Here is a 23,429-nt window from a genome sequence, read left to right on the forward strand (position 1 = left end):
TCAGCCTTTCAGATCAAGGATATGCGAGGTGCGGGCAATATAGTCATCCCAGTCGCGGATTTTCTCGATAGCCCCCAGATAGACACCATCGCGATAGAACAAAAAGCCCGGCGTCTTCAGCGCGCGGGTCTGTTGGCGCAGCTCGGCCTCGATGGCATCATCGATCACCGCACAGTCGAACAGGTTCTGGAACGCCATACGCAATTCGGGCAGCACAACCGCCGCATCTGGCGTTTCCAGATTGCGCTTGGAATCCCCCGGCACAAAGAGGCAATGCACCCCCTCCTGCGCGGTAAAATCGGCCACCGCTTCCAGAGTGGCCAGACGGGGATAAGAGAACTCGTTACTCAAACGCTGCACCAGAGGATGGATTTCCCCCGAGGGCTTCGCGTCACTAGGCATTACAAAATCGTGCATTATCGGTCCTTCAGGCGGTTTTGCGGCCCTGCGCGGCAGCGGCAGCCAGATGCGGGGGAAGTTCGGGGCTGCGGGCTTCGAGATCGGCAAAAGCCGCGCCCAGATCGCCGCCCGCCATCAAGGCGCGCAACCCCTCGAGCGCCGCGGCGATCTTGGCGGCCTCATCGGCAGAGATCACCTCGCGCGCGGCCCCCAGAAACACCAGCAACCAGTCACCGGGCTGTGCTTCGGGGGTCAGCGACAGGTCGATCACCTGCGGCTGCCCTTCCTCGATCACATCACCGCGGATGCCTTCGCGCGCGATCAACTGCAGCGGAATACCGACGCACATCAGGCGCGCACCTTGGCCGCCGAGGGAAAGAAGCGGTGATCGCCGATACGGCAGGCCTCGTCCTCATCGGGACGTCCGTTCTCATAGGCACCGCGCTGGATCGAGACATCGGCCAGATCCTCGCTATCGGTCCGGCCGGGCACGACCGCAATATCCCAGCGTTGCAATTCGCGAATGCATTCAGCGATAGCGGGCTGGATCTGGTCGGACACCACCTGCCGCAGACCGCCGCCGTAATCCTCGATCTCTTCGGGCTGACAGCCGATCAAAGTCAGATATGCGGGCGCGTAGCCCATCAGCTCGGCGGTCGCCAGTACATCCTGAAAACCGGTCTGGTGCAGACTCATCTTTTTCGCCCCCATAAAGGCGGGCACGTCCTTGTCGCGCAGGGTCACCATCATGCCGGGTTCCAGCCCGAAATCAACGGCATCAAACACGATCAGCGCATCACATTCCTCAAGGAACGGCAGCAGATACAGCCCCTGCGTTCCGCCATCCATCAAACGGACATTCGCCGGAACGGAATAGGTCTGGGCCATGGTTTCGACGCAGCGCACGCCAAATCCTTCATCCGCCCAGAGCACATTCCCGATGCCCAATACCAGAATATTCTGCGGGACCTTGGTTTTATCGGCTTGCATGGCGTGCTCCTTTCGCCTGCTGGCAAGAGGCCTTTCGCCTCCGGTCATAGAATGACCATAGACAAGCGATGATCAAAAACAGAGCACTTCATGAAAAAAAGTATTCTTATAGCATATGACTGAATTTAATAGATAATATAGAATATAATACAAAAAGGATGCATGAATAATGGAAGCCACCTATCCACTTCAAGCGACAGTAAGGACAGGTGGCTTCCATAGCATAAGAGGCCAATTCACCCGAAAAGAGTCACGCCTCCCAGTCGCGTTCCGTTTGCAGGGCCTCCATATCACGGTTGCAGGTCAAAAGCGCGCCATGCAGGAAACTGCCGCGAATATGGGCTGCGAAATCTTTCTCGGCCAGATCGCCATCCACCCGCACGCCCTGCGACGGCACCCCATGCCCGACATAGCGCAACTGCGCATCGCCCTGCTTGGTCCAGAAAAACGGGATACGGTCGAAAGGCTGATCGGTCTGGCCCATGAGATAGGCGGCAAGATGCGCGCCCTGATCCGCCGCATGGGCCCAATGCTCGATCCGCAACCGCCCCGACCCATCACATGCCGGATAATTCGCGATGTCACCGATTGCGAAAATGGCCGGATCGGAGCTGCGGAACTGCGCATCCACCAGAACGCCGTTCTCCTTCTCCGCCAGATCCAGCCCTGCTTCTTTGGCAAGCGTCAGATCGGGGGCAACGCCGATGCCCAAAATCACCAGATCGGCCTCGAGCCGATGGCCGTTTTCCAGCGTCACCTGCGCCCCGTCGAAACCGGTCAGCGTGGTGCCCAGATGAAACGCGACCCCGTCACTCTCATGCTGGCGCTGCACGAAGTGTCCGATTTCGCGCCCCAGCGTTTTTTCCATAGGCACCTGATCCCGGGTCACCACATGGATTTTACGCCCCTCTGCGGCCAGCGCCCCTGCCGCCTCCAACCCGATGAAAGACGAGCCAAGCACCACGACCGAGCGCGCCGTCTCCGCCCGCGCCATGATCGCGCGGGCATCCGACAGGGTGCGCAGCGTGAAGACCGCGGCATGATCCGCCCCCTCAAAATCCGGACGGACAGGCACCGCCCCCGTGGCCAGCACGAGACTGTCATATTCAAGGATCTGACCATCGGACAGATGCACCTGTCTGGCCTGCCTGTCGATCTTGCGGGCGCTGATCCCCCGGAGCAGCACGGGTTGCGGATTGTGCGGATGGGCAAAAGGCAGCGCCGCCGCCTCGGGCGCCTTCATTCCTGACAGAACCTGCTTGGACACGAAGGTGCGATCATAAGGGGCCTCGGCATCCTCGGAGATCAGTGTCACCTTCGCCCCCTGCCCCGCCGTCACGAAGCGGTCGGCCAGAGCATGCCCTGCGGCGCCCGCGCCGATAATGACGATCTTCTCCTTCGGGGCCGCGCCCTGCGGCTCTGCGGCGGGCGCACGCTTTCCTGTCACCCGCAGGAGGCCATCAGTAATTTCGACCTGAAAGCAGCCAAGCGGCGTGATCGCCGGAGCACCTGTCGCCTCGCCGGTCCGAAGATCGAAACGGGCATGGTGGAACGGACAGCGGATTTCGCCCTCGGCAACAAGCCCCGTGCCCAGATCGGCCCCAAGATGGGTGCAACGGGCGGAGACGGCATAGGCCTGCTGCCCCTGACGCACCACCGTCACCTCCTGATTACCGAAACTCCCCGTAAGCGGCTGGTTCTCTTCAAGCGTGTCAAAACGGATGCCTGCCTTGAAATCGGGTTGGTCTTCCATGATGCTCCTCCTGAAATACGTTTCTCCCTCAACGCGAAGCGGCCGCCCACGTTCCCGCAGCGGCCCTCACAACAATGAAAGGCGCCGGAGCACCACCTCCAACGCCTTTCAACATAATGAAATTATTTATTTAAATTACTCTACCTCGTCATCCTTGAAGGTCCGGTGCCCCGAAATCATGGTCGAGACCATAGACTGGCGCGACATGATGTCTTCGCGGATCGCGACATAGATATGGATGATCATGAAAATGATGATCGCCCACATGCCAAGGTGATGCAGCGTGTGCAGACGCTGGCTGTTCTGCACAAGGCCAAGCACCCAGCCCATCAGCGTGTCAGGCAGCGATCCCTGACCAGCGCCTTCGGCATAAAGCGCCCAGCCGGTGACCAGCATGAAGGTCAGCCCGATGGTAATGAAGAAAAACATCGCAAGCTGCGCCAAGGGGTTATGGCCCACATATTTCTTCGGCTTGTTTTCAAGGAACAGATACCAGCGGATCTCGAACATGACCTCTTTCCAGAAATGCATGTTGAGGATCGGGACATAGAACATCTGTCTGGCATGGTGATTGCCCACCATTGCCCAGTAGAGCCGTCCGAAAAAACCGACCGTCAAGATCATGGCCGCCGCGAAATGCGCGAAACGGATATAGCCCATGACGAACTGGTTATAGGCCTCGTCGATCTGCATCGAAGGCAGCGGCGCGCCGATGAAATAGCCCGTGACGCAGAGAACGATGATGCAGGCCGCATTGGTCCAGTGCCACAGGCGCACCGGCGCCTCGTAGACATAGACCGAATTCTGCCGACGGATCGATTCAAGATCCGCCGCCGTCGCATCACCGGTCAGCCGTGCGCCGGGCATGATCTCCGACGCATCGACCGCAGGCTGGTGGATATGCTTGTCGGCCATGACTCAGTCCTCCTTGGACTTGCCAAAGACCTTCCGCACAGCTTCCAGCACCAGATAGACCGCCCCTACAGCAACCGCCGCCATCAGAAGATGCGCGATTTCATGCCCAAAGGGGCCGGGGGCCGTCGGGTGGCCCGGATGGGCCAGTGCCGGTGTCGCGGTCGCTGCAAATGCAGCCAGAATTGCCAGACGTTTCATAATGATCCCTCCCTTAGCGCACTTTGACCGTGGTCAGCTCTTGCCCGTCATTCGACATCACATGGGTCGAACAGGCGAGGCAGGGGTCGAAGGAATGCAGCGTGCGCAGCAATTCGACCGGCTCCTCGGGGCGTTCCATCGGGGTGTTCATCAGCGAGGCCTCGAACGCGCCGATATTCCCCTTGCTGTCACGGGGCGAACCGTTCCAGGTGGTGGGCACCACGCATTGATAGTTCTCGATGCGGCCATCCTTGATCTTGATCCAGTGGCCAAGCGCGCCGCGCGGGGCCTCGGTCATGCCCACACCCTTGGCCTCTTTCGGCCAGGTGCTCGGGTCCCATTTCTCGATATTGGCGGTCGACTGGTCGCCCGATTTGATGCGGTTGATCAGCTTGTCATAGAAATGCAGCTGCAAACGCGAGCAGTATTCGGATTCCAGCGCCCGTGCCGCAGTCCGGCCCAGCGTCGAGAAGACCGCATCAAACGGCAGATCCATCTTGGACAGCAGGCCATCGACCTGCCCCTTGATGTCCTCATGCCCTTTGGCATAACCGATGATGTAGCGCGCAAGCGGCCCCACCTCCATCGCATGGCCCTTCCAGCGCGGAGCCTTGATCCAGCTGTATTTGGCGCCCTCATCCAGCTCTTCGATATTGGTCTTGGTGCCTTTGGCATTGGGACCGAGTTCGAATTTCGGATTGGTCTCGCCATCCCAAGGATGCAGACCCTTGCCCGGCTCGCCATATTCATACCACGAGTGGTCAACGAATTCCTGCACCTGCTCGGGATCGCGCGGATCGACATCCAGCACTTCGTTCAGATTGCCATTGATGATCGCGCCGCGCGGTAGATGCAGCTGCTCGGGCGAGAAATCATTCGGATGCTCGGGAATATCGCCATAGGCCAGACAGGATTGCGACGACAGGCCGCCCCCGTAGAGCCAGTTCTTGTAGAAGCCGCCAATCGCGATCACATCGGGGATGTAGACATTGCGGTTGAATTCCAGCCCCTTGTCGATGATCGATTTCACAAGGTTGAGGCGTTCCATGTTGATCGCCCCCACCGAGCCCACGCCATCGATATTGATCGGGCACGGCACGCCGCCCACCAGCCAGTTGGGATGCGGGTTCTTGCCACCGAAGATGGTGTGCAGCTTCACCACCTCTTTCTGAAGATCCAGCGCCTCCAGATAGTGGGTGGTCGCCATCAGATCCGCCTCGGGCGGCAGTTTATAGGCGGGATTGTCCCAATAGCCGTTCTTGAACAGCCCAAGCTGTCCGCTTTCGACAAATTTCTTCAGCCGGTTCTGAACGTCGCGGAAATAGCCGGGAGATGACAGCGGATGGCTGGGAGACACCATCTGCTGCAGCTCCGACGTCGCCTTCGGATCGGCCTTGAGCGCATTGACGGGGTTGACCCAATCCAGCGCATGCAGGTGATAGAAATGCACGATATGGTCGTGGATCTGCAATGCCAGCTGCATCAGGTTGCGGATGGAGTTGGCGTTATCGGGGATCTGGATCCCCAGCGCATCTTCCACCGCGCGGCAGGAGGTCAGCGCATGGGTGCCGGTGCAGACACCACAGATGCGCTCGGTGAAGGCCCATGCATCCCGCGGGTCACGCCCCTTCAGGATCACTTCCAGACCGCGCCACATGGTGCCGGTCGAGACAGCGTTCCGGATGACGCCATTCTCGTCCACGTTCACTTCGCAGCGCATATGGCCTTCGATACGGGTGACGGGGTCCACAACAATCCGCTTGCCCGAATTGTCCATGGCATAGCCGTTGGGAGTATTGAGAACGCTCATGCTCAGACTTCCTCGTTTTTCTTCTGGGCGCGCTTGAGCGCGGAGACGGCGGCATGCACGGCCACGCTGGCACCGACAACGCCTGCGGCCACACCACCGACCTTATCGGCATTGGCCTCGATCCCGAATTGCTTGATATTGGTCAGCCGGTCATAGAAAGACCCCTGATCCCAGAACCCGTCTTCCGAACAGCCGATACAGCCGTGGCCCGACTGGATCGGGAAGCTCACGCCATCATTCCAGCGCACGGTGGAACAGGCGTTATAGGTCGTCGGGCCCTTACAGCCCATCTTGTAGAGGCAATAGCCTTTGCGGGCGTTCTCGTCGTCCCAATGTTCGACGAACTGCCCTGCGTCAAAATGCGGCCGGCGATAGCACTTGTCATGGATACGCTGCGAATAAAACATCGCCGGCCGCCCCTGACGATCCAGCTCGGGGAGCCGGTCGAAAGTAAGCATATAGGTGATAACACCGGTCATGACCTCGGCGATGGGCGGGCAGCCCGGAACCTTGATAATCGGCTTGTCGGTGATGACCTTGTGCACGGGGGTCGCACGGGTCGGGTTGGGGGCGGCGGCCTGCACACAGCCATAGGAGGCACAGGCCCCCCAGCTGATGATCGCCTTGGCATGCTGGGCGGCATGTTTGAGCTGCTCGGTGAAGGGCTTGCCGCCGATGATGCAATACATCCCGTCTTCATTCAGCGGCGGGTTCCCCTCGACCGCGAGGATGTAGTTGCCTTTGTATTTCTCGATCGTATCCTGCAGGGCGGCTTCGGCGGCATGACCTGCGGCCGCCATCAGCGTGTCGTCATAATCGAGCGAGATCATCGACAGCACGACATCCTTGGCCAGCGGGTGCGCCGAGCGGATGAAGCTTTCCGAACAGCAGGTGCATTCCAGCCCGTGCACCCAGATCACCGGCGTCCGCGGTTTGGTTTCCATCGCATGGGCGATCTTGGGCACGAAAGACGGCCCCAGCCCCAAAGCCGCTGCGGTGAGCGAGCAGTATTTCATGAAACTGCGCCGGGTGATCCCCTGACGGCGCATAACGTCGTAGAATGTCTCGATCGAGGACAAGACCTTCCCTCCCTGGTGCCTGGCTGCGGGATGGGGCCAAAGCCCGCACCGCGCGTGGTATGCCATTGGATGCCACAGGCGGACGGGCCAAGGCCCGCGGAAAATGACAAAATGTCACAGGTCCGTTTTATGATTTGTTTTCATACAGTTGGTCAAAAATATCCATATAGGACGCAGGATTGATCGGTCACTTGGCTACCAACTCCCCGCCTATCTGGCAGCTTGGCTTTCACCCATTGCCCGCGCCATGCCAATCACCGCCTGCCCCAAGGCCAATCCGCCGTCATTGGCCGGAACCTTATGATGCAGCAAAACCGGCACGCCCGCCAAGGCGGCCACAAGCTCGTCCTGCAACACGGTGTTTTGCAAACAGCCCCCCGACAGCGCGACCGCCTGCGCCCGTCCCGCGCGCACCAGATCGCCGGCCCGCTGCGCGAAGGCCTGCGCCAATCCGCGATGGAACCGGAGCGCCATGATCTCGGGCGGCACGGCACGGGCGCGGTCTTGGGCCCATGCCTGCCAGAGAGGGCGCGTATCTATCTCTTCGCCCGCTCCGAACGGATAGCCGTCGCAGGCCCCTCCGTCCTGCAGCGCCTTGCGCGCCAAAGCCTCCAGCCCCATCGCGGCCTCGCCTTCAAAGCTCTGCGAGCCCGCAAATCCCAAAGCGGCCGCGAACGCATCGAACAGCCGTCCGGCAGACGAGCTGGACGGCGCATTCAGCCCTTTCGCCATCGCCTGCCGCAACAGGGCCAAAGGCTGCCCCGACAGCAGCAGATCCGCCAGCGCGCCCAGCCCCGCATGGTCCAGCTGGGCCAGAAGATTGCGCCAAGGGTCGCGGCTGGCCCGATCCCCACCGGGCAGCGGCACCTGCGACAGATGTGCCACCCGCTGACAGGTGGCATACTCGCCCAGCAAAATCTCGCCGCCCCAGATATGGCCATCCTCGCCCAGCCCCAACCCGTCAAGCACGATCCCCGCCACAGGCCCCGCCAGCCGCGCCCAGCCGTTTTCCGCCAGACAAGCCGCCAGATGCGCATGATGATGCTGCACGCGGACCAGCCCCACCCCCTCCGCCTGCGCCCGCGCCTCGCCATACCGTGTCGCACGAAACTCCGGATGCAGATCGACCGCCACCAGATCGGGGGAATGCTCGAACAAGGCGCGATAATCCCGATCCGCCGCTTCGAACGCCGCGATATTGAGGGCATTGTCCAGATCTCCCAGATGGTGCCCCAAAAGCGCCTGCCCCTCGCGCACCAGACAGATCGCGCCTTTCATCTGCCCGCCATAGGCAATCACCTGCGGCCCCTCCCGGAACCCTTCGGGCAGATCCATCACATCGGGCACCCGCCCGCGCGCCCGACGCAGCACCATCCGCCCCTGCGGGGTCATCCGCTCGACAGAATCATCCAGACGGCGCGCAATGGCACGGTCATGCAGCACAAAACCATCCACAATCCCGCCCAGTTTGGCCAAAGCCTCCTCATTGCCAATCACCTGCGGCTCTCCCGAAGGATTGCCCGAGGTCATCACCAAAGGACGACCGGTTGCCGCCACCAGCAGATGATGAAGCGGCGTATAGGGCAACATCCAGCCCAGACAGCCCTGCCCCGGCGCCAGTTCGCGGGCCGCCACACCCGTAGCCCCGGCCCGCAGGGACAACACCACAATCGGCGCGGCAGGATCGCGCAACAAGGCACGCTCGGGGTCTCTCACATGACAGGCCGCCTCGATCATGGCCGGATCCCCCATCACGGCCAGAGGCTTGGCAGGCCGGTGCTTGCGGGCCCGCAACCGTGCAATCGCCTGCGGATTGCCCGCATCACACGCAATATGGAACCCGCCCAACCCCTTGATCGCCAGAATCTCGCCCGCACGCAACCGCGCCGCCGCCGCCAGCCAGTCTCCGGCTTCGGGCACACACCAGACCTTGGGGCCGCAGATAGGGCAGGCGATCGGCTGCGCATGGAAGCGCCGGTCGGCAGGGTCGCGATATTCCTCCGCGCAATCGGCACAAAGCGCGAAAGCTGCCATGGTCGTCTGCGCCCGATCATAGGGCAGCCCCGTCACAATCGAGAATCGCGGGCCACAATGGGTACAATTGGTAAAAGCATAGCCCGCCCGACGCCCCGTTCCGGCCACCTCCGCCAGACAGTCCGGACAGCTGGCCGCATCGGGGGTCACCCGCGTCCGCACAGCCCCCGCCTCCGAAGCCAGAATAACGAACCCCTCGGCCAACGCACCCAGCCAGCGCGAAACCTCCACCTGATCGACCCGCGCCAGCACAGGAGCCTCACCCCGCAACCGCGCAACCAGAGCCTCCACCGCCGCACCACGCACACGGATCACCACCCCGCCCGCATCATTCAGAACATGCCCCGACAGCCCCAGCTCTTGTGCAAGACGCCAGACAAAGGGCCGGAACCCGACACCCTGAACCTGCCCCCGCACGCGAATCTCGACTGTTTCCATGTTCCAGCTGCCCTAAATATCCCGGGGTGAATTGGGGCCGCCAAGGCCCCAAGAGGGGCAGAGCCCCTAGCGATGCTCAATGCACGGTGCAGGCCATACAGGGGTCGAAACTGCGCACGATATGCTGCACCGAAACCGGCACCTCCTCGCCCTCCTGCACCGGTGCCCCGACCAGCGCCGCCTCCAGCGCACCGGGCACCCCCTGCGCATCGCGCGGGCTGAAATTCCATGTCGTCGGCGCAATGATCTGATAGCTGGCAATGACACCACGTTCGATGCGCAGCCAATGCCCGAGCGCCCCACGCGCCGCCTCGACCAGACCGACGCCCACGCCCTCTTTCGGCATCTTGCCCTGCTGCATGAACTGCGCTGCAGGATCAATCGCCTCGGCCCAGCGCTCCATCAGCATCTGGGTCCGTGCAAGCTCCAGCAACCGCCCGCCGATCCGGCCCAGAACACCGGCCCCACGCATCGCATGGGCCAGCGGATGGCCATCCAGGACCTGCCGCGCCAAAGCGCCGGTTTCAAACACGCGCCCGTCCAGACGCGGGGCCTTGCACCAGCTATAGGCGCTCTCGCGCATCATCTCGTCGGGACGGGTCTCGCCATATGCGGGATGCCTGGCCTCGCCGAGCATCCACGCGTGCGACGGATCTTCCACCAGCCCCCGCAAATCCAGCGGCCGCGCCTCCCCTTCCCAGATGCCGGCGGCAAAGCCATAAGAGGGCGCGCCCCCATCAGAATGCAGCGGATAGGCACCGAAGCTCAGATACCGGTCCCCCCCCTGCCCCAGCTGGGCCAGACCGAGCGTCTCGGCGATCTCGAAAAACAGTCCGGCATCGCCACTGCGCCACGCCAGAAGATCCCCAAGGCCCGCCAGCGCGACAAACTCTTCCAGCGGTGCCCCAAAGACCACTTCTTCCAGATAGCGCCGGAACCCGCGCAGAACCGAACGTATCCGCAGCCGCTCGCTTGGCCCCGGCGCCCGCGTCACTCCCCCCGGCTGGAGTGCCAGAGTATGCGGCCATTTCCCCGCCATCAGGCCCAGAATATGCATCAATTCCGCGCGGGCTGCGACGCAGGCACGCTGCGCCGAGCCCTCCATCGGGGTAAACCGCTGTAGCGCGCGGCCATGCCACGACCGTCCCGCATAGACCGGTCGTGTGAAATCGGGCATGAAGAACAGATTGAAATGCGTCAGATGGTCGGACACATTCTCGACCGCATGGATCAACGCGGCCATCATCACACCTTGCGGCGTGGGGGAAAGCCCCATTGCCGCCCCCAAGGCCCGCGCTGCAGCCGCCGACTGGCTGATCGAACAGATCCCGCAGATACGCGGCGTAATGGTCAGCGCATCGCGCGGATCCTTGCCCACCAGCATGCGTTCGAACCCGCGATAAAGCGGCGCATTCACATGGGCCTGCGCGACTGCGCCCCCTGCAATCTCCAGCCGTACCTCCAGATCCCCTTCGACCCGATTGAACGGCCCGACCACCAGCTTTGTCATTTGCGCCCCTTCGTCTGCGCCGCACCCGCGGTTTTGCCCCGTAGGCTTGGCGGCACATCCACACGGTCGGCCACGGCATTCCGGGCCAGACGCTCGGGGGTGGCCGCCTTGGACAGCGATGCCAGCGCCATGAACCATGCTTTCGGCATATCGGTGGGCAGCCCCACCGGAATGCCCGCGATTTTCGGGGTCTCGGTAAAACTGTGACGCGGTTCCTCGAATTCGGGAGCGGTGCAGTTGATACAGGGGTAATTGCCGCGCGTGCACGACCCCGACCCGTTCCACGGGCGGATATTGCAATCCCCCATCGCCTGCGTCCCGATACAGCCCAGATTTTCCATCATGCAGCCGATATCGGACAGTTTCACAGCCGAGGCCTTGTATTCGTAGAACTCGTTTTTCGGACAGCCGTGATGCACAAGATGGCGGGTATAGAAAAGCGGTCGCGCCAGCGCATCCAGATCCTGGGCACCCAGCCGGTCTTCCGCCAGCAGCATCAGGGTCTCGCTGACCCAATCGGGATGGGTCGGACACCCTGCCACATTGATCACCGGCAAACCACCCGCCGCACGGAAACTGGCGGGAAAGATGCCGCCACTATGCGCGCCCTCATATTGCAGCCCGCACGCATCCGAGGGATTCTCGCCCGCCGAGGTTACCCCGCCAAAGGCGGCACAAGTGCCCACCGCCACCACATGGCGCGCCTTGGCGGCAAGGCTTCTGACCCAGTCCAGCATGGACCGGCCCGTGCCGCCCAGCATCTGGAACCGCCCCGTGCCGCGCGGACCACGCGCGATTGCGCCCTCGACACATAACACATCAAGCGCGATCTCTCCGGCCTCGACCCGTGCCAGAAGGGCGCGGGCCTCGGCCCCTGTCTCGAGGCTCAGGGAAGGATGCCAGAGCAGGTTGATCCCCGCATCGGCCAGCCGGTCGAACAGGATCGGCCCTTCGGCGCATAACAGCGACATCGTACAACCGCCGCAGCCCGAGGATTGCAGCCAGAGAACATTCATTAAACCTTGGACCCCATCTGTTTAGTCTGTGGCAATTCCAACAGGAAACAGGCCCCGCCCGCCGCATTGGCCCGATAGGATAGCCGCCCGCCATGATCGGTGGCAATGCGGTGGCTGATGGCCAGCCCCAGCCCCGTGCCCTGCCCCACTTCCTTGGTGGTGAAAAACGGATCGAAAATCGAGCGCGCCACTTCTTCGGAAATACCCGGCCCGTTATCGCAGATCAAAAGGCGGGCCATACCGGCCTCTTCGGATGCCGTGATCGTCAGATGCGGCGCAGGCTCTGCCACCATTGCATCCAGCGCGTTCTGCACAAGATTCATGATGATCTGCTGGATATGGCCTGCGCGCCCCATCGCCTGCAGCACAGCCAGCCCGTCAAACACAATGGCGACCTCCCGATCCGACCCGCGCGCGACCCAATGTGCCGCAGTCCGCGCCACTGTCACCAGATCGAAAGCGACGCTCTCGCCGGAACCATCCGAGGACAGGCGACGCAGATCCTCGACAATATCCCGCACCCGCTCGGCCCCGTCCCTTGCACCGGCAATGGCTTCGCGCAGGTTGCGCACCTCGCGATCCAGCCGCAATTCCTCGCGCAGAGCCATCAGCTTTTCCCGCGAAGCACCGTCTTGCACCTCGTTGAAATAGGTTTCGAATTTGGTCGCATAGCGCTCCATAGCATGGGTATTGGCATAGACGAAGCTGATCGGATTGTTCAGCTCATGCGCGACACCGGCCAGAAGCCGCCCCAGCGAGGCCAGCTTTTCATTCTGCACCAGAAGGGATTGCGCGGATTTCAAGGCGTCATGGCTGGCCGCCAGTTCGGAATAGGCGCGCCGCAATTCCCCCACAGGCCGCCCTGTCAGCACATGCCCGCTCAGCCGCCCGCGTTCGTCAAAGCGCGCATTGATCGACATCTCCAGCAAGATCTCCCCCTCCGGCCCGCTCAGGCTGAGCTCGCAGGTCACAGTGGCGCGGCGGTCGGTGCATTCGGAAAGCGCCGCAATCAGGTGGTCGCGGCTGGAGGGGGCGACAATATCGAGGATATCCAGACCCGACAGATCCCCCGCCGAACAGCCGGTCATCTGCGCCACAGAGCTGGAGGTCTCTTCCACACGCCCCTGACGCGAGACAACGATCAATGCATCCGACACCGAAGACATGATCGAGTTCAGATAGGAGCGCATATCCTCGAGCGCATGATTCTGGTCTTCCAGCTGCGCCTGATAATCGACGAGATTCGCATAGGTCTTGTCCATCGCGGACAAAACATCGACCCAAGCGGCCTCCTCTACCGCCAGAGGCGGGGCAGCAGCAGGGCTGTCATAGGGCGTGTGATCGTGTTCCATGCTCATATATCAACCCTAATCGCTTGCGCCGGCTTTGTCTGCATTGCTTTGTGGCAGGATCTTGCAGAAATAATACCTGACTATAATAATCAGACTTTACAAACCTGATTTTTTCACTCAGATTAAGCCCCACGATGCCAGTTGATCTCGACCAGCCGCTTGCCGAAAGGATGATGGATATGCGCCTACGCCCCGCCCACCGGCCTGCAAAACAGGCAAAATCGGGCTCGACCACACCGATTACACTCGCAGACCTCGTACAAGCCCTGTGCGACGGCTTCAGCCCGCGCACGAATGCAATCGACACCATGCTAGACAGAATTGAGAGAACCAGATGACCATTTCCCCTAGCTTCACCCAAGCCCTTCCCGCGCATGATGCAGAAGATCTGACCAATGGCGGCAATCAGGCCAATATCCTTCTCAACGGTCAGGTCTATACGCTGCGCATCACCCGCGCCGGCAAGCTGATCCTGACCAAGTGAAGCGTATTCCGCAGGGTCCAGATTTCATTTTTATCATTATCCCAAGGGAGCGCCTCACGAGCCGCTCCCTTTTTTGTGCCCCACAGGCCGGAGGCTTCGGAACAGGCCGCGCCCACCTGTGTCACACGCAGCCACCGCCCCCGCCTTCCAGTCCGGCCCAAAGCCATAGGGCGCTAAATCCGGTTCGGGTATTCCGTCGCCGCGCATGACCCTTTAGACTGCCCGCATCGCCCGCCCCCCCTGAATGGAAGCTTTCCCGTGACGACCAAACCCATGTTGCATCCCCGAAACCAGCATCGGGAAGGGTATGATTTTGCGCGTCTGGTGGCGCAGACCCCCGAGCTTGAGGCCTTCACCCTGAAAAATCCTCTGGGCGGGACGACAATAGATTTCAAGGAAGCCGCGGCTGTCCGGATGCTGAACCGTGCGCTTCTGAAGACCCATTACGGCATCGGGTTCTGGGATATTCCGGCCCGCTATCTCTGCCCACCGATTCCCGGACGGGTCGATTACATCCATTATCTGGCCGATCTTCTGGCAGAAAGTAACCACCGTGCCATTCCGCGCGGCCCGCAGATCAGGGCACTGGATATCGGCACCGGCGCGAATCTGGTCTATCCGCTGACAGGTCAAAGCGAATATGGCTGGAGCTTCACCGGCGTCGATATCGACCCCGAAGCGATCCGGTCGGCGCAGGATATCTGCCGCGCCAACGCGCTTGACATCACGCTCAGATACCAGCCCCGGCGCGAGGATATCTTCAAAGGGGTGATCACGCCCGATGACCTGTTCCATGTCACCTTATGCAACCCGCCCTTCCATGCCTCGCCCGAACAGGCGCAAAAAGGCACCCGACGCAAATGGCGCAACCTTGGCAAGACGCCTTCCACGCAACTCAATTTCGGTGGACAAAATGCCGAGCTGTGGTGCCCCGGTGGCGAAATCGGCTTCATCGCGACCATGATCGAACAAAGCATGGATGTCGCCGAGCAATGTTTGTGGTTCAGCTGTCTGGTCTCGAAAAAAGACAATCTCGATCCGCTATACCGGCTGTTGAAACGGGCAAGGGTCGCCGAATACCGGACCGTTGACATGGCACAGGGGCAGAAAACCAGCCGTTTTCTTGCCTGGACCTACTACCCCGAAAGACAGCGCAGCCTGTAACGGAACCCCACGCGCCCTGCGGCCCCCACCGATCCGGCCTGACCGGATGACGCTATACACATGTGACCCACGGCCCGGTTGAGCACGGGACGAAACAGTCGCAACCGTTTGCAGATACAGGATGATGTCGGGGAGTTTGGAGCGGGCGGCGGGAATCGAACCCGCGTCATTAGCTTGGAAGGCTAAGGTCTTACCACTACACAACGCCCGCGTAGTGGGAGAGTGGATATAGAAGCGACAGCCGCGATGCAAGCCCCTTTCCGATCTGCGTCAGGGGAAGTTTTGTATCTCTCTCGCGGCCTCTTGCCAGAGCGCGATGAACTCATTAGCTGGCATGTTCCGCCGCTTTGAACAGTGGCGCGCACCTGCCTGAAAGAGACGCCCATGCCCTGCCTTGCCATCGACTTCGGAACCTCCAATAGCGCCCTTGCCGTCTTGGAGACTGACGGCATCCGCCGCCTGACCGTGGAAGACGGGCAGGACACCCTGCCCACGGCGGTGTTCTTTCCCGAAGACGGCAGCGAGATGCGGATCGGGCGCGCGGCAGGCGAGGCGCTGATCGAAGGAGATGCCGGACGCTATATGCGGGCGCTCAAAAGCGTTCTGGGCACGGAACTTCTGCACGAGGAACGGCGCATTGGCCGCAAACGGCAAAGCCTTGCCCAGATCATCACGATTTTCCTGATCCGCCTGCGCGAGGAAGCAGAAGCCCAGACGGGGGTGCGTTTCACCGAGGTTCTCTCGGGCCGCCCCGTGGCCTTCCACGACGACCCCCAACGCCATGCCCGCGCCGAAGCCGATCTGCGCGCCTGCTATCTGGCGGCGGGTTTCGAGACGGTGCGGTTCCTGCCCGAGCCCGAAGCGGCCGCCTTGGCGGCAGGCCATTCCGAACGCGCCAGCGAGACCGGACTGATCATCGATATCGGCGGCGGCACCTCGGATTTCTCGGTCTACCGTCGCGAGGGAAAAGAGATCCGCATCCTCGCCAGCCACGGCATCCGGCTGGGCGGCACCGATTTCGACCATGCGCTTTCGCTGGCCCGCGCGATGCCCGAACTCGGTCTGGGCGGCACGTTGAAACGCGAGATGGGCGACGGCACCCTGCCCGTGCCGCGCGGGATCTATGTCGATCTGTCGCGCTGGGAGAAGATCCCCTTTGTCTACACGCCGGAAACCCGTCGCCTCGTGGCCGATATGGCGCGCAACGCGCTGGACCCGCTGCGCATCGGGCGTCTGGCGCGGGTGGTGGACGAACAGCTTGGCCATGAACTGGCCTTTGCCGTTGAAAGCGGCAAGATCGCAGCAAATTCGAACGCCGCACAGGCCGCCATCCGAATGGGCATGATCGAACCCAAGCTCGAGGTCCGCCTGACCCGTGGCATGCTCAACGCCGCGCTCAGCCAGCATCAGGAAGCACTGCGCAATGCGATCTACCAGACGCTGATGCAGGCACAACTGGCCCCGCAAATGCTGGATGCGGTGGTGCTGGTAGGCGGCTCCAGCCTGATGGCGCTTGTCGCCGAAGAGGCACAATCGATCTGCCCCAACGCCCAATTACGCAAGGCCGAAGCGTTCACTGCCGTGATCGACGGGCTGGCGCTGGCCACGGCCAATTTCACACCCTGACCATTTTTGCAGCATTGTGCCTTGCGCGCGCAATGCGTCTGCATAAGTGCACCGTTTTTCCCGAAGTTTGGCATTGGAAAAACACGCAAAAGATATACACCTTCCTTAAATAAGCTTGCTAATAGTTAGAATGCTAACCCAGAGGAGCGCCATGACCCGCCTTGATGACCGTATGGTCTTGAACAGTATGGTTTTTTTAAACCGCCGCTTGCGTAAGGCCTTTGACGCCCGTGCCAGCGCGTTGGGTCTGACCTTTGCCCGCGCACAAGCATTGCTACAAATCGCCCGCAATGAGGGCAGCAGCCAGACCGAGCTTGCCGAGGCCCTGCGCATCGAAACCCCGACCCTGAACCGCACGCTGGACAGTCTGGAACAGACCGGTTTCATCGAACGGCGCGCTGTCGAGGGCGACCGGCGTGTGCGGCGCGTGTTCCTGACCGATCTGTCGAAAGATAAGGCCGCCGATATCCTGCAATACACGAATACGCTGCGGCACGACCTGTTCCACAACCTGTCCGACGAGGAATTCGCCCAGCTTTACGAGCTGGTGCAACGTCTGCACGTCAATCTGGACGATATGGCAAAAAATGTCTGAGACACCGCATCTACATATCCCGGGTGTGAACCCGAACCCGCGCGACCCCTCGCCCAAAGAGCAGCGCCCGCCGCCGCCCTTCGAGCCGAAGCCGCGCCTGCATGTTCTGGGATATGTGACGGCGTCCATCTGCGTGGCCATCGCCATGTCGCTCAGCCAGGGGTTCGTAACGGCCAATTCGCAACGCATTGCCGGTGACCTCGGAGCCAGCCAGACCGAGGCCCTATGGCTGACGGCGGCCTATATGATCCCCCGCGCCTCGCTGTCGCTGATGCTGGTCAAACTGCGCACCCAATACGGCCTGCGCAATTTCGCCATTCTATCGGTGGCCTGTTTTGCGCTGATCAACTTCGCGACCCTCTGGGTGGACGGGTTGCATAGCGCCATCGTGGTCGAATTCTTCGCAGGCTGCGCCTCGGCCCCGCTGGCCTCGGTTGCGGTGCTCTACATGCTGGAGATCATGCCCCTGCCCAAGAAAACCACCTTGGGCCTGCCACTGGTCATGACCTTCATTCTGGTCGGCACTCCGCTGGCCTATGCAATTTCGCCCAGCCTCTATCATCATTTCAACTTCCTCTCGCTCCGGCAGATGGAATTCGGACTTTCGCTGCTGATGATCGCGCTGATCTACATCCTGCCGCTGTCCCCCATGCCGCGCGCACCGGTTATTTCGGTGATGGATGTGCTGACCTTCGGGTTGCTGGCCATCGGCTTCGGGTCGATCGTGGTGCTGTTTTTCTGGGGCACCACCGTATGGTGGACCGATGCGACATGGCTGGGCGGCGTCGCCGCGCTGGCTGTCACCTGCCTCACCGCCTTCGTGGCCATAGAGCTCAAACGCGAGCGCCCGCTGATCGATCTGCGCTGGCTGGCCTCCTGGCCGATCCTGCGGCTTGCTGCGGCACTGTTTCTGATGCGGATGCTGCTGAGCGAACAGACCGTTGGCATTCCACGCCTTTTGAACACGCTGGGCTACAGCAATGACCAAGAGCAGCTTCTGTTCCTGATCGTGACCATCGCCACCATCTCGGGGGGGATCGTCTGCGCCCTGACCTTCAAGATGGAGCGCATGCCCGAAATGCACATGGCCGCGCTGGCGATGATGGCGGTCGGGCTGGCAATGGATACACGCGTGACAGCACAATACGGCCCGCAGCAGTTCTTCCTCAGTCAGGCCATGCTGGGCTTTGCCTCGACGATCTTCCTACCGACGGCTATGGCCAACGGGGTGATGAGCGCCTTCAAGCGCAGCCCGAACTACCTGCTCAGTTTCATTGCCGTCTTTCTGGCCAGCCAGAGCCTTGGCGCGGTGATCGGATCGGGGGTCTTCCGCTCGATGGTCCAGCTGCGCACCAATCTGCATACGCAACTGCTGAACGAGCAACTGAGGGATGGTGCCCCCATCGTCACCAGCACGATGACCCAGCTCAAGGCCCTTTACGCCACCACCTCGGCGGACCCCACCATCATCAAGGCCGAGGCCCTGACGGCCCTGTCCAACAGTGTCAGCGTGCAAGCCAGTGTGCTGGCCTATGCCGATGCATTCCGCGCCCTCAATTATCTGGCTCTGGCCACGCTGGCCTGCCTGATCCTCCACTATCTCTGGACCAAACGCCAAGAGCGTCTCCAGACGCAAACCGCATGAGTCCCCAATGTCCGTAAAACGTTACCTTCCCTCGCTTATCGCTCTTGCTTTCGGACTGATCGGCCTGTCGATCATCCTCTATGCATGGCAGATCCCCCCCTTCCGCAGTTCTGTCGCACAGACGAATGATGCCTATATCCGCGGTCGCCTGACCTCGATCGCCCCGCAGCTTTCGGGCTTCATCACCGACGTTCCGGTGCAGGATTTCCAAGTGGTGAAAAAAGGCGATGTGCTGGCCAAGATCGATGACCGGCAATATGTGCAGGCCCTCAATCAGGCGCAGGCCAATCTGGATTCCGCCAAAGCCGCGCTGGCCAACAACACCCAAGACATCCGTTCGGCCGAGGCCACGATTGAATCCCGCAAGGCCTCGCAGGATTCCGCGCAGGCCTCGGTGGCCACCACCGAGCGCGAATGGCAGCGCGCCTCGCGCCTGAAAGACAAGAGCTACCTCTCGCAATCGGATGCCGATGACGCGCAGCTTGCCCTGCAACAGGCCAAAGCCTCGCTGGAAGAGGCCATTGCCGCCCGCCATGTTGCGGAAGAGGATCTGAAATCGGTCAAGATGGACACCCAGACCCTGCAAGCCAGCGTCGAAAGCGCACAAGCCGCCTTGGAGCTGGCGCGGATCAACCTTGAACACACCACCATCACCGCCCCGATAGACGGTCGGCTGGGCCAGATCGGGGTGCGCGGCGGGCAATATGTGGCGGCAGGCACCACGTTGATGAGCCTCGTGGGCACGGATGTCTGGGTCATTGCCAATTTCAAGGAAACCAAGCTGCAGGGCATGGCGCTGGGGCAGCCGGTGCGTTTCACGGTCGATGCGCTTGGCGGCAAAGCCTTTACCGGCCATCTGGAAGGGTTCTCGCCCGCCACCGGATCGGAATTCTCGGTCCTTTCAAGCTCGAACGCCACCGGCAATTTCACCAAGATCGCCCAACGCGTGCCCGTGCGGATCACGATTGATGCGGGACAGGACGGGGCCGAAAAGCTGGTGCCCGGTCTGTCGGTGGTGGTCGATATCTCCCGCGAGTAAGACCGCCCGCCACGCCGCGCCCTCACATGGCGGTGAGGGTTTGTGAGCTTTTTGCGGAACCCAACCTGCCCCCGTTTGTTGCCCTGTCTGGAGCGCCGCGTCCCGAGCGGCGCGCAGACACGCCAAAACAACAAGCGAAAACAAAGGGACAGGCCAGATATGGCAGATAATCTCCAGCAGGAACGCCTGCTGTTCTTTCCAAAGGTTCATAAACGCGTCTTTTCGGTCTCGGCGATTCTGATCGTCGGCTTCATCATCTATGGCGCGCTGTTTAACGATCAGGCAAATGCCCTTTTCGGCGGTTTGCAGACATGGTTCGCCACCAATCTCGGCTGGGCGATCATTATCGAGATGAATCTCTTCGTCATCGCCGCGATCTATCTGGCGTTTGGACGCTTCGGCGATATCCGGCTTGGACGGATGAATGAAAAACCTGCCTACGGGCTGTTCAGCTGGACCGCCATGCTGTTTTCGGCAGGCATCGGCATCGGGCTGATCTACTGGGGGGTTGCAGAGCCGCTTTACCACTATTTCGCACCGCCGGTCGGCACGCCCGAAACCGAAGAGGCCGCCAAACAGGCGATGGTCATCTCGTTCCTGCATTGGGGCATCCACGGCTGGGCGATTTATGCCGTGATCGGGCTTGCACTGGCCTATTTCCATTTCCGCAAGGGGCTGCCGCTGACCATCCGCTCGGCGCTCTATCCCATTCTGGGCGAGCGCATCTTCGGCAAATGGGGCGATGCGGTGGATATCCTTGCCGTTTTCGGCACCATGTTCGGCATCGTGACCTCGCTGGGCCTCGGGGCAATGCAGATCAATTCGGGTCTGGGCGATCTGTTCGGCTGGGAACAGTCGATCCTGACACAGGTCATCATCATCGCCCTGATCACGCTCGCGGCGACCATCTCGGTCGTGGCGGGGCTTGATGCGGGGATCAAACGGCTCTCGAACCTCAATATCGGCCTCTCGATGGTCTTCTTGCTGTTCATGCTGATCGTCGGCCCCACCATCTTCATCTTCGATCTCTATGTGCAGAGCTATGGCGATTACATCTCGCACTTCATCAGCTGGGCCACGTGGACCGAAGCCTATAATGAAAAAAGCACATGGCAGAACAGCTGGACGATCTTCTACTGGGCGTGGTGGGTCAGCTGGTCGCCCTTTGTGGGGGTTTTCATCGCACGGATCTCACGCGGGCGCACCATCCGCGAATTCGTGCTGGGGGTGATGCTGCTGCCAAGCTCGATCATGTTTTTCTGGTTCTGCGCCTTTGGCGGCACCGCGCTGAATATCTCGCTGGGCGGGGATAACACGCTGGTCGAGGCCACCAGACAGGCTTACGGGCAGGCCATGTTCGCCCTTCTGGACTATTTCCCGATGTCGAACCTCACCTCCGGTTTCGCGATGATCCTGATCGTGATGTGGTTCGTCACCTCCTCGGATTCGGGCTCCTTCGTGATCGACATGCTGACCGCAGGCGGCGACCCGAACCCGCCCAAGATCCAGCGGATCTTCTGGGCCGTGACCGAAGGCTGCGTGGCGGCGGTGCTCCTGATCGCGGGCGGGCTGAACGCGCTACAGGCGGCGGCAGTGGTCGCGGGCTTCCCCTTCGCGGTGGTGTGCTTCCTGATCCTGATCGGGCTTCTGAAGGCGCTGCGTTGGGACACGCTGATGATCTACCGCCACAACCAGATCTATCGCAATGACGACGAGGCCGACCATGCCATGCCGCCCGAACTGCCCGGCGATCTTTATGGCGCGGACCCGACCCCACCGCCCGAGATGGCACCGGCAAAAGACTGACCGACGCAAAGGGCAGGTCCGCAGACCTGCCCTTTGACCTTTCTGCGCTCGGCCATGCTTTATTCGGGCCACCTCTTACTCGGGCCACCTCTTACTCGGGCCTGTCTGTGCACAAGGCGGGAGGGCTGGACTTCACAGGAAAGCTGGCTCACAAATCGGGGCAGATTTCTCTGGCAGATCCGGTCCGCACCGATCAGCTCTGCCGACAGCCGAAAGTGCCGCTATGACCTCCGATCCGCTGACCCTCGCCCGCGCCCGTGCCAAAGCGCCCGATTTCACTCAGGTCTTCACAGGCCCCGTGCCCGGGCCATCGGACGGGCCGCTGGACGGTCTGACCGTGGCGGTCAAGGACCTCTTTGATGTGCAAGGCTACCAGACGCGCGCGGGCTCCAAAGCCCGTGACACCCGCCCGCTGGCGGCAAAAGATGCCCTTGCCGTCGCGCGAATGCGTGCGGCAGGCGCGGGGCTTGTCGGCCACACCAATATGACGGAATTCGCCTATTCCGGCCTCGGGCAGAACCCGCATTACGGCACCCCTTTGACACCGTTGATCGCGGGTGCGATTGCCGGAGGGTCGACCTCGGGCGGGGCGTCCGCTGTGGCGCGTGGCGTGGCCGATATCGCGCTTGGCACGGATACAGGCGGCTCGCTGCGCATTCCTGCTGCGTTTTGCGGGATTATCGGCTTCAAACCCACCGCTGACGATGTGCCCCGCGACGGTGCCGTAGCGCTGTCACATACACTGGATAGCGTTGGGGTGATGGCACGCGATGCGCTGACCCTCCATGCCGCGATGGAAGTGCTGCGCGATGCCCCCTATGACGAGGCCGAACTGCCGCAAGAGCTGATCCTGCCGCGCAGCTTTGGCCGCGATGCGCTGGACCCGCAGGTGGCAGAGGCCTTCGAGGATGCGCGGGAGGTGCTGACGGAGGCGGGCTACCGCATCATCGAAATGGACCTACCGTTCCTCGACCTCTATCGCCAGCTCGAGATCTGGCATTTCTCGGCGGTCGAATCGCGGCTCCATCACGCAAGCGAATATGCCGAACACCATGACCGTATTGATTCACGTGTCACAAAACGCATGGCGCGCGCCGATGAGGTCACCGCGCCCGATTACGCCCGTAGCCTGCTCTTGCGCGAAACGATCGCCCGCAGCGCCAAGCGCGAGCTTCTGGGCCGCGCGATCGTGCTGCCGACCACGCCGATCCTGCCGCCGCAGCTTTCGGCGCTGGAGGACGAAGAGGCGTTCAACCGCCTCAACCAGCTGGCGCTGCACAACACGTCGCTGGCCAATGTGATCGACGGTTGTGCGATATCCCTGCCGCTGCCCCATGCCGGCGTCGGGCTGATGCTGGTGGCGGCGCGGCACGAGGATGCCAAGCTGATCCATGCCGCGCATAAACTGGCTCCCTTGCTGGCCGCCTGCGCCGTGCCGAAGGAAGGCACGATAGATAAAAGCTATCAAAACTAGCAGAACAATCAATTTCATATAATCTGCGGAACGTGACAATGTGCGTCCAAGGGTTAAATCCCGAACCGGATCGTAAAGAACCGGCCTCCCAAACCGAAAGAC

At 61.5% G+C, this 23,429-nt stretch carries 20 protein-coding genes and 1 tRNA gene; 8 read left to right on the top strand and 13 right to left on the bottom strand.

The genetic code is table 11. The features are described from left to right. From WDB86_RS06805 to WDB86_RS06860, 12 genes are all read right to left on the bottom strand, one after another. On the bottom strand, positions 1-417 hold the full coding sequence (locus tag WDB86_RS06805) for a hydrogenase accessory protein (protein WP_339109207.1): 417 nt from the start codon (positions 415-417) through the stop codon (positions 1-3). 10 nt (positions 418-427) lie between these two features. Beyond that, positions 428-748, bottom strand: coding sequence for a HypC/HybG/HupF family hydrogenase formation chaperone (locus tag WDB86_RS06810; protein ID WP_339109206.1), 321 nt, complete (start codon positions 746-748; stop codon positions 428-430). Continuing rightward, entirely contained in the window at positions 748-1,389 is a 642-nt protein-coding gene (locus WDB86_RS06815; protein ID WP_406720388.1) for a HyaD/HybD family hydrogenase maturation endopeptidase, read from the bottom strand. The genes WDB86_RS06810 and WDB86_RS06815 overlap by 1 nt, the downstream gene beginning before the upstream one ends. A 250-nt stretch (positions 1,390-1,639) precedes the next feature. Beyond that, a complete protein-coding gene (locus WDB86_RS06820; protein WP_406736959.1) occupies positions 1,640-3,142 on the bottom strand; it encodes an FAD-dependent oxidoreductase in 1,503 nt (500 codons plus the stop codon). Between the two features lie 135 nt (positions 3,143-3,277). Further along, entirely contained in the window at positions 3,278-4,057 is a 780-nt protein-coding gene (cybH, locus tag WDB86_RS06825; protein WP_406736960.1) for a Ni/Fe-hydrogenase, b-type cytochrome subunit, read from the bottom strand. A 3-nt stretch (positions 4,058-4,060) separates the two neighbouring features. Continuing rightward, positions 4,061-4,255, bottom strand: a complete 195-nt coding sequence (locus WDB86_RS06830; protein ID WP_339109202.1) for a hypothetical protein — start codon at positions 4,253-4,255, stop codon at positions 4,061-4,063. Positions 4,256-4,268: 13 nt separating this feature from the next. Then, positions 4,269-6,065 carry a nickel-dependent hydrogenase large subunit gene (locus WDB86_RS06835; protein ID WP_339109201.1) on the bottom strand — a complete coding sequence of 599 codons (1,797 nt, stop codon included), beginning with the start codon at positions 6,063-6,065 and terminating at the stop codon, positions 4,269-4,271. 2 nt (positions 6,066-6,067) lie between these two features. Continuing rightward, positions 6,068-7,144 carry a hydrogenase small subunit gene (locus tag WDB86_RS06840; RefSeq protein WP_339109200.1) on the bottom strand — a complete coding sequence of 359 codons (1,077 nt, stop codon included), beginning with the start codon at positions 7,142-7,144 and terminating at the stop codon, positions 6,068-6,070. 210 nt (positions 7,145-7,354) lie between these two features. Further along, positions 7,355-9,616 carry a carbamoyltransferase HypF gene (hypF, locus tag WDB86_RS06845; protein ID WP_406736961.1) on the bottom strand — a complete coding sequence of 754 codons (2,262 nt, stop codon included), beginning with the start codon at positions 9,614-9,616 and terminating at the stop codon, positions 7,355-7,357. Between the two features lie 76 nt (positions 9,617-9,692). Continuing rightward, positions 9,693-11,126 (bottom strand): nickel-dependent hydrogenase large subunit, encoded by a 1,434-nt coding sequence (locus tag WDB86_RS06850; RefSeq protein WP_406736962.1) that lies wholly within the window; start codon positions 11,124-11,126, stop codon positions 9,693-9,695. Beyond that, entirely contained in the window at positions 11,123-12,142 is a 1,020-nt protein-coding gene (locus WDB86_RS06855) for a HupU protein (protein ID WP_339109197.1), read from the bottom strand. The genes WDB86_RS06850 and WDB86_RS06855 overlap by 4 nt, the downstream gene beginning before the upstream one ends. Further along, positions 12,142-13,494, bottom strand: coding sequence for an ATP-binding protein (locus tag WDB86_RS06860; protein WP_406737029.1), 1,353 nt, complete (start codon positions 13,492-13,494; stop codon positions 12,142-12,144). Before WDB86_RS06860 ends, WDB86_RS06855 begins: the two co-directional genes overlap by 1 nt. A 334-nt stretch (positions 13,495-13,828) precedes the next feature. Here WDB86_RS06860 and hemP point away from each other — a divergent pair, with 334 nt between their 5' ends. After that, on the top strand, positions 13,829-13,978 hold the full coding sequence (hemP, locus tag WDB86_RS06865) for a hemin uptake protein HemP (RefSeq protein ID WP_339109196.1): 150 nt from the start codon (positions 13,829-13,831) through the stop codon (positions 13,976-13,978). Between the two features lie 258 nt (positions 13,979-14,236). After that, positions 14,237-15,142, top strand: coding sequence for a 23S rRNA (adenine(1618)-N(6))-methyltransferase RlmF (gene rlmF / locus WDB86_RS06870; RefSeq protein ID WP_406736963.1), 906 nt, complete (start codon positions 14,237-14,239; stop codon positions 15,140-15,142). Positions 15,143-15,279: 137 nt separating this feature from the next. Here the strand turns inward: rlmF and WDB86_RS06875 are convergent. Then, positions 15,280-15,353 (bottom strand) — tRNA-Gly (locus WDB86_RS06875). A 173-nt stretch (positions 15,354-15,526) separates the two neighbouring features. Here WDB86_RS06875 and WDB86_RS06880 point away from each other — a divergent pair. The 6 genes from WDB86_RS06880 to WDB86_RS06905 all read left to right on the top strand — a co-directional run bounded on the left by WDB86_RS06880 (position 15,527) and on the right by WDB86_RS06905 (position 23,327). Continuing rightward, positions 15,527-16,768 (top strand): Hsp70 family protein, encoded by a 1,242-nt coding sequence (locus WDB86_RS06880; RefSeq protein WP_339109194.1) that lies wholly within the window; start codon positions 15,527-15,529, stop codon positions 16,766-16,768. A 151-nt stretch (positions 16,769-16,919) separates the two neighbouring features. Further along, positions 16,920-17,363, top strand: coding sequence for a MarR family transcriptional regulator (locus WDB86_RS06885; protein WP_339109193.1), 444 nt, complete (start codon positions 16,920-16,922; stop codon positions 17,361-17,363). Continuing rightward, complete coding sequence (locus tag WDB86_RS06890; RefSeq protein WP_339109192.1) at positions 17,356-19,008, top strand: MFS transporter; 1,653 nt, start codon at positions 17,356-17,358, stop codon at positions 19,006-19,008. Before WDB86_RS06885 ends, WDB86_RS06890 begins: the two co-directional genes overlap by 8 nt. A gap of 7 nt (positions 19,009-19,015) precedes the next feature. Further along, the gene (locus tag WDB86_RS06895; protein WP_339109191.1) at positions 19,016-20,047 is read left to right on the top strand and encodes an HlyD family secretion protein; all 1,032 of its coding nucleotides are present in this window, start codon (positions 19,016-19,018) and stop codon (positions 20,045-20,047) included. Between the two features lie 159 nt (positions 20,048-20,206). Further along, positions 20,207-21,853 carry a BCCT family transporter gene (locus tag WDB86_RS06900; protein ID WP_339109190.1) on the top strand — a complete coding sequence of 549 codons (1,647 nt, stop codon included), beginning with the start codon at positions 20,207-20,209 and terminating at the stop codon, positions 21,851-21,853. Between the two features lie 223 nt (positions 21,854-22,076). Further along, the gene (locus WDB86_RS06905) at positions 22,077-23,327 is read left to right on the top strand and encodes an amidase family protein (RefSeq protein ID WP_406736964.1); all 1,251 of its coding nucleotides are present in this window, start codon (positions 22,077-22,079) and stop codon (positions 23,325-23,327) included. The last annotated feature ends 102 nt before the right edge of the window (positions 23,328-23,429 follow it).

The sequence above is a fragment of the Thioclava sp. GXIMD4215 genome (assembly GCF_045291555.1).
Taxonomy (GTDB): Bacteria; Pseudomonadota; Alphaproteobacteria; order Rhodobacterales; family Rhodobacteraceae; genus Thioclava; species Thioclava litoralis.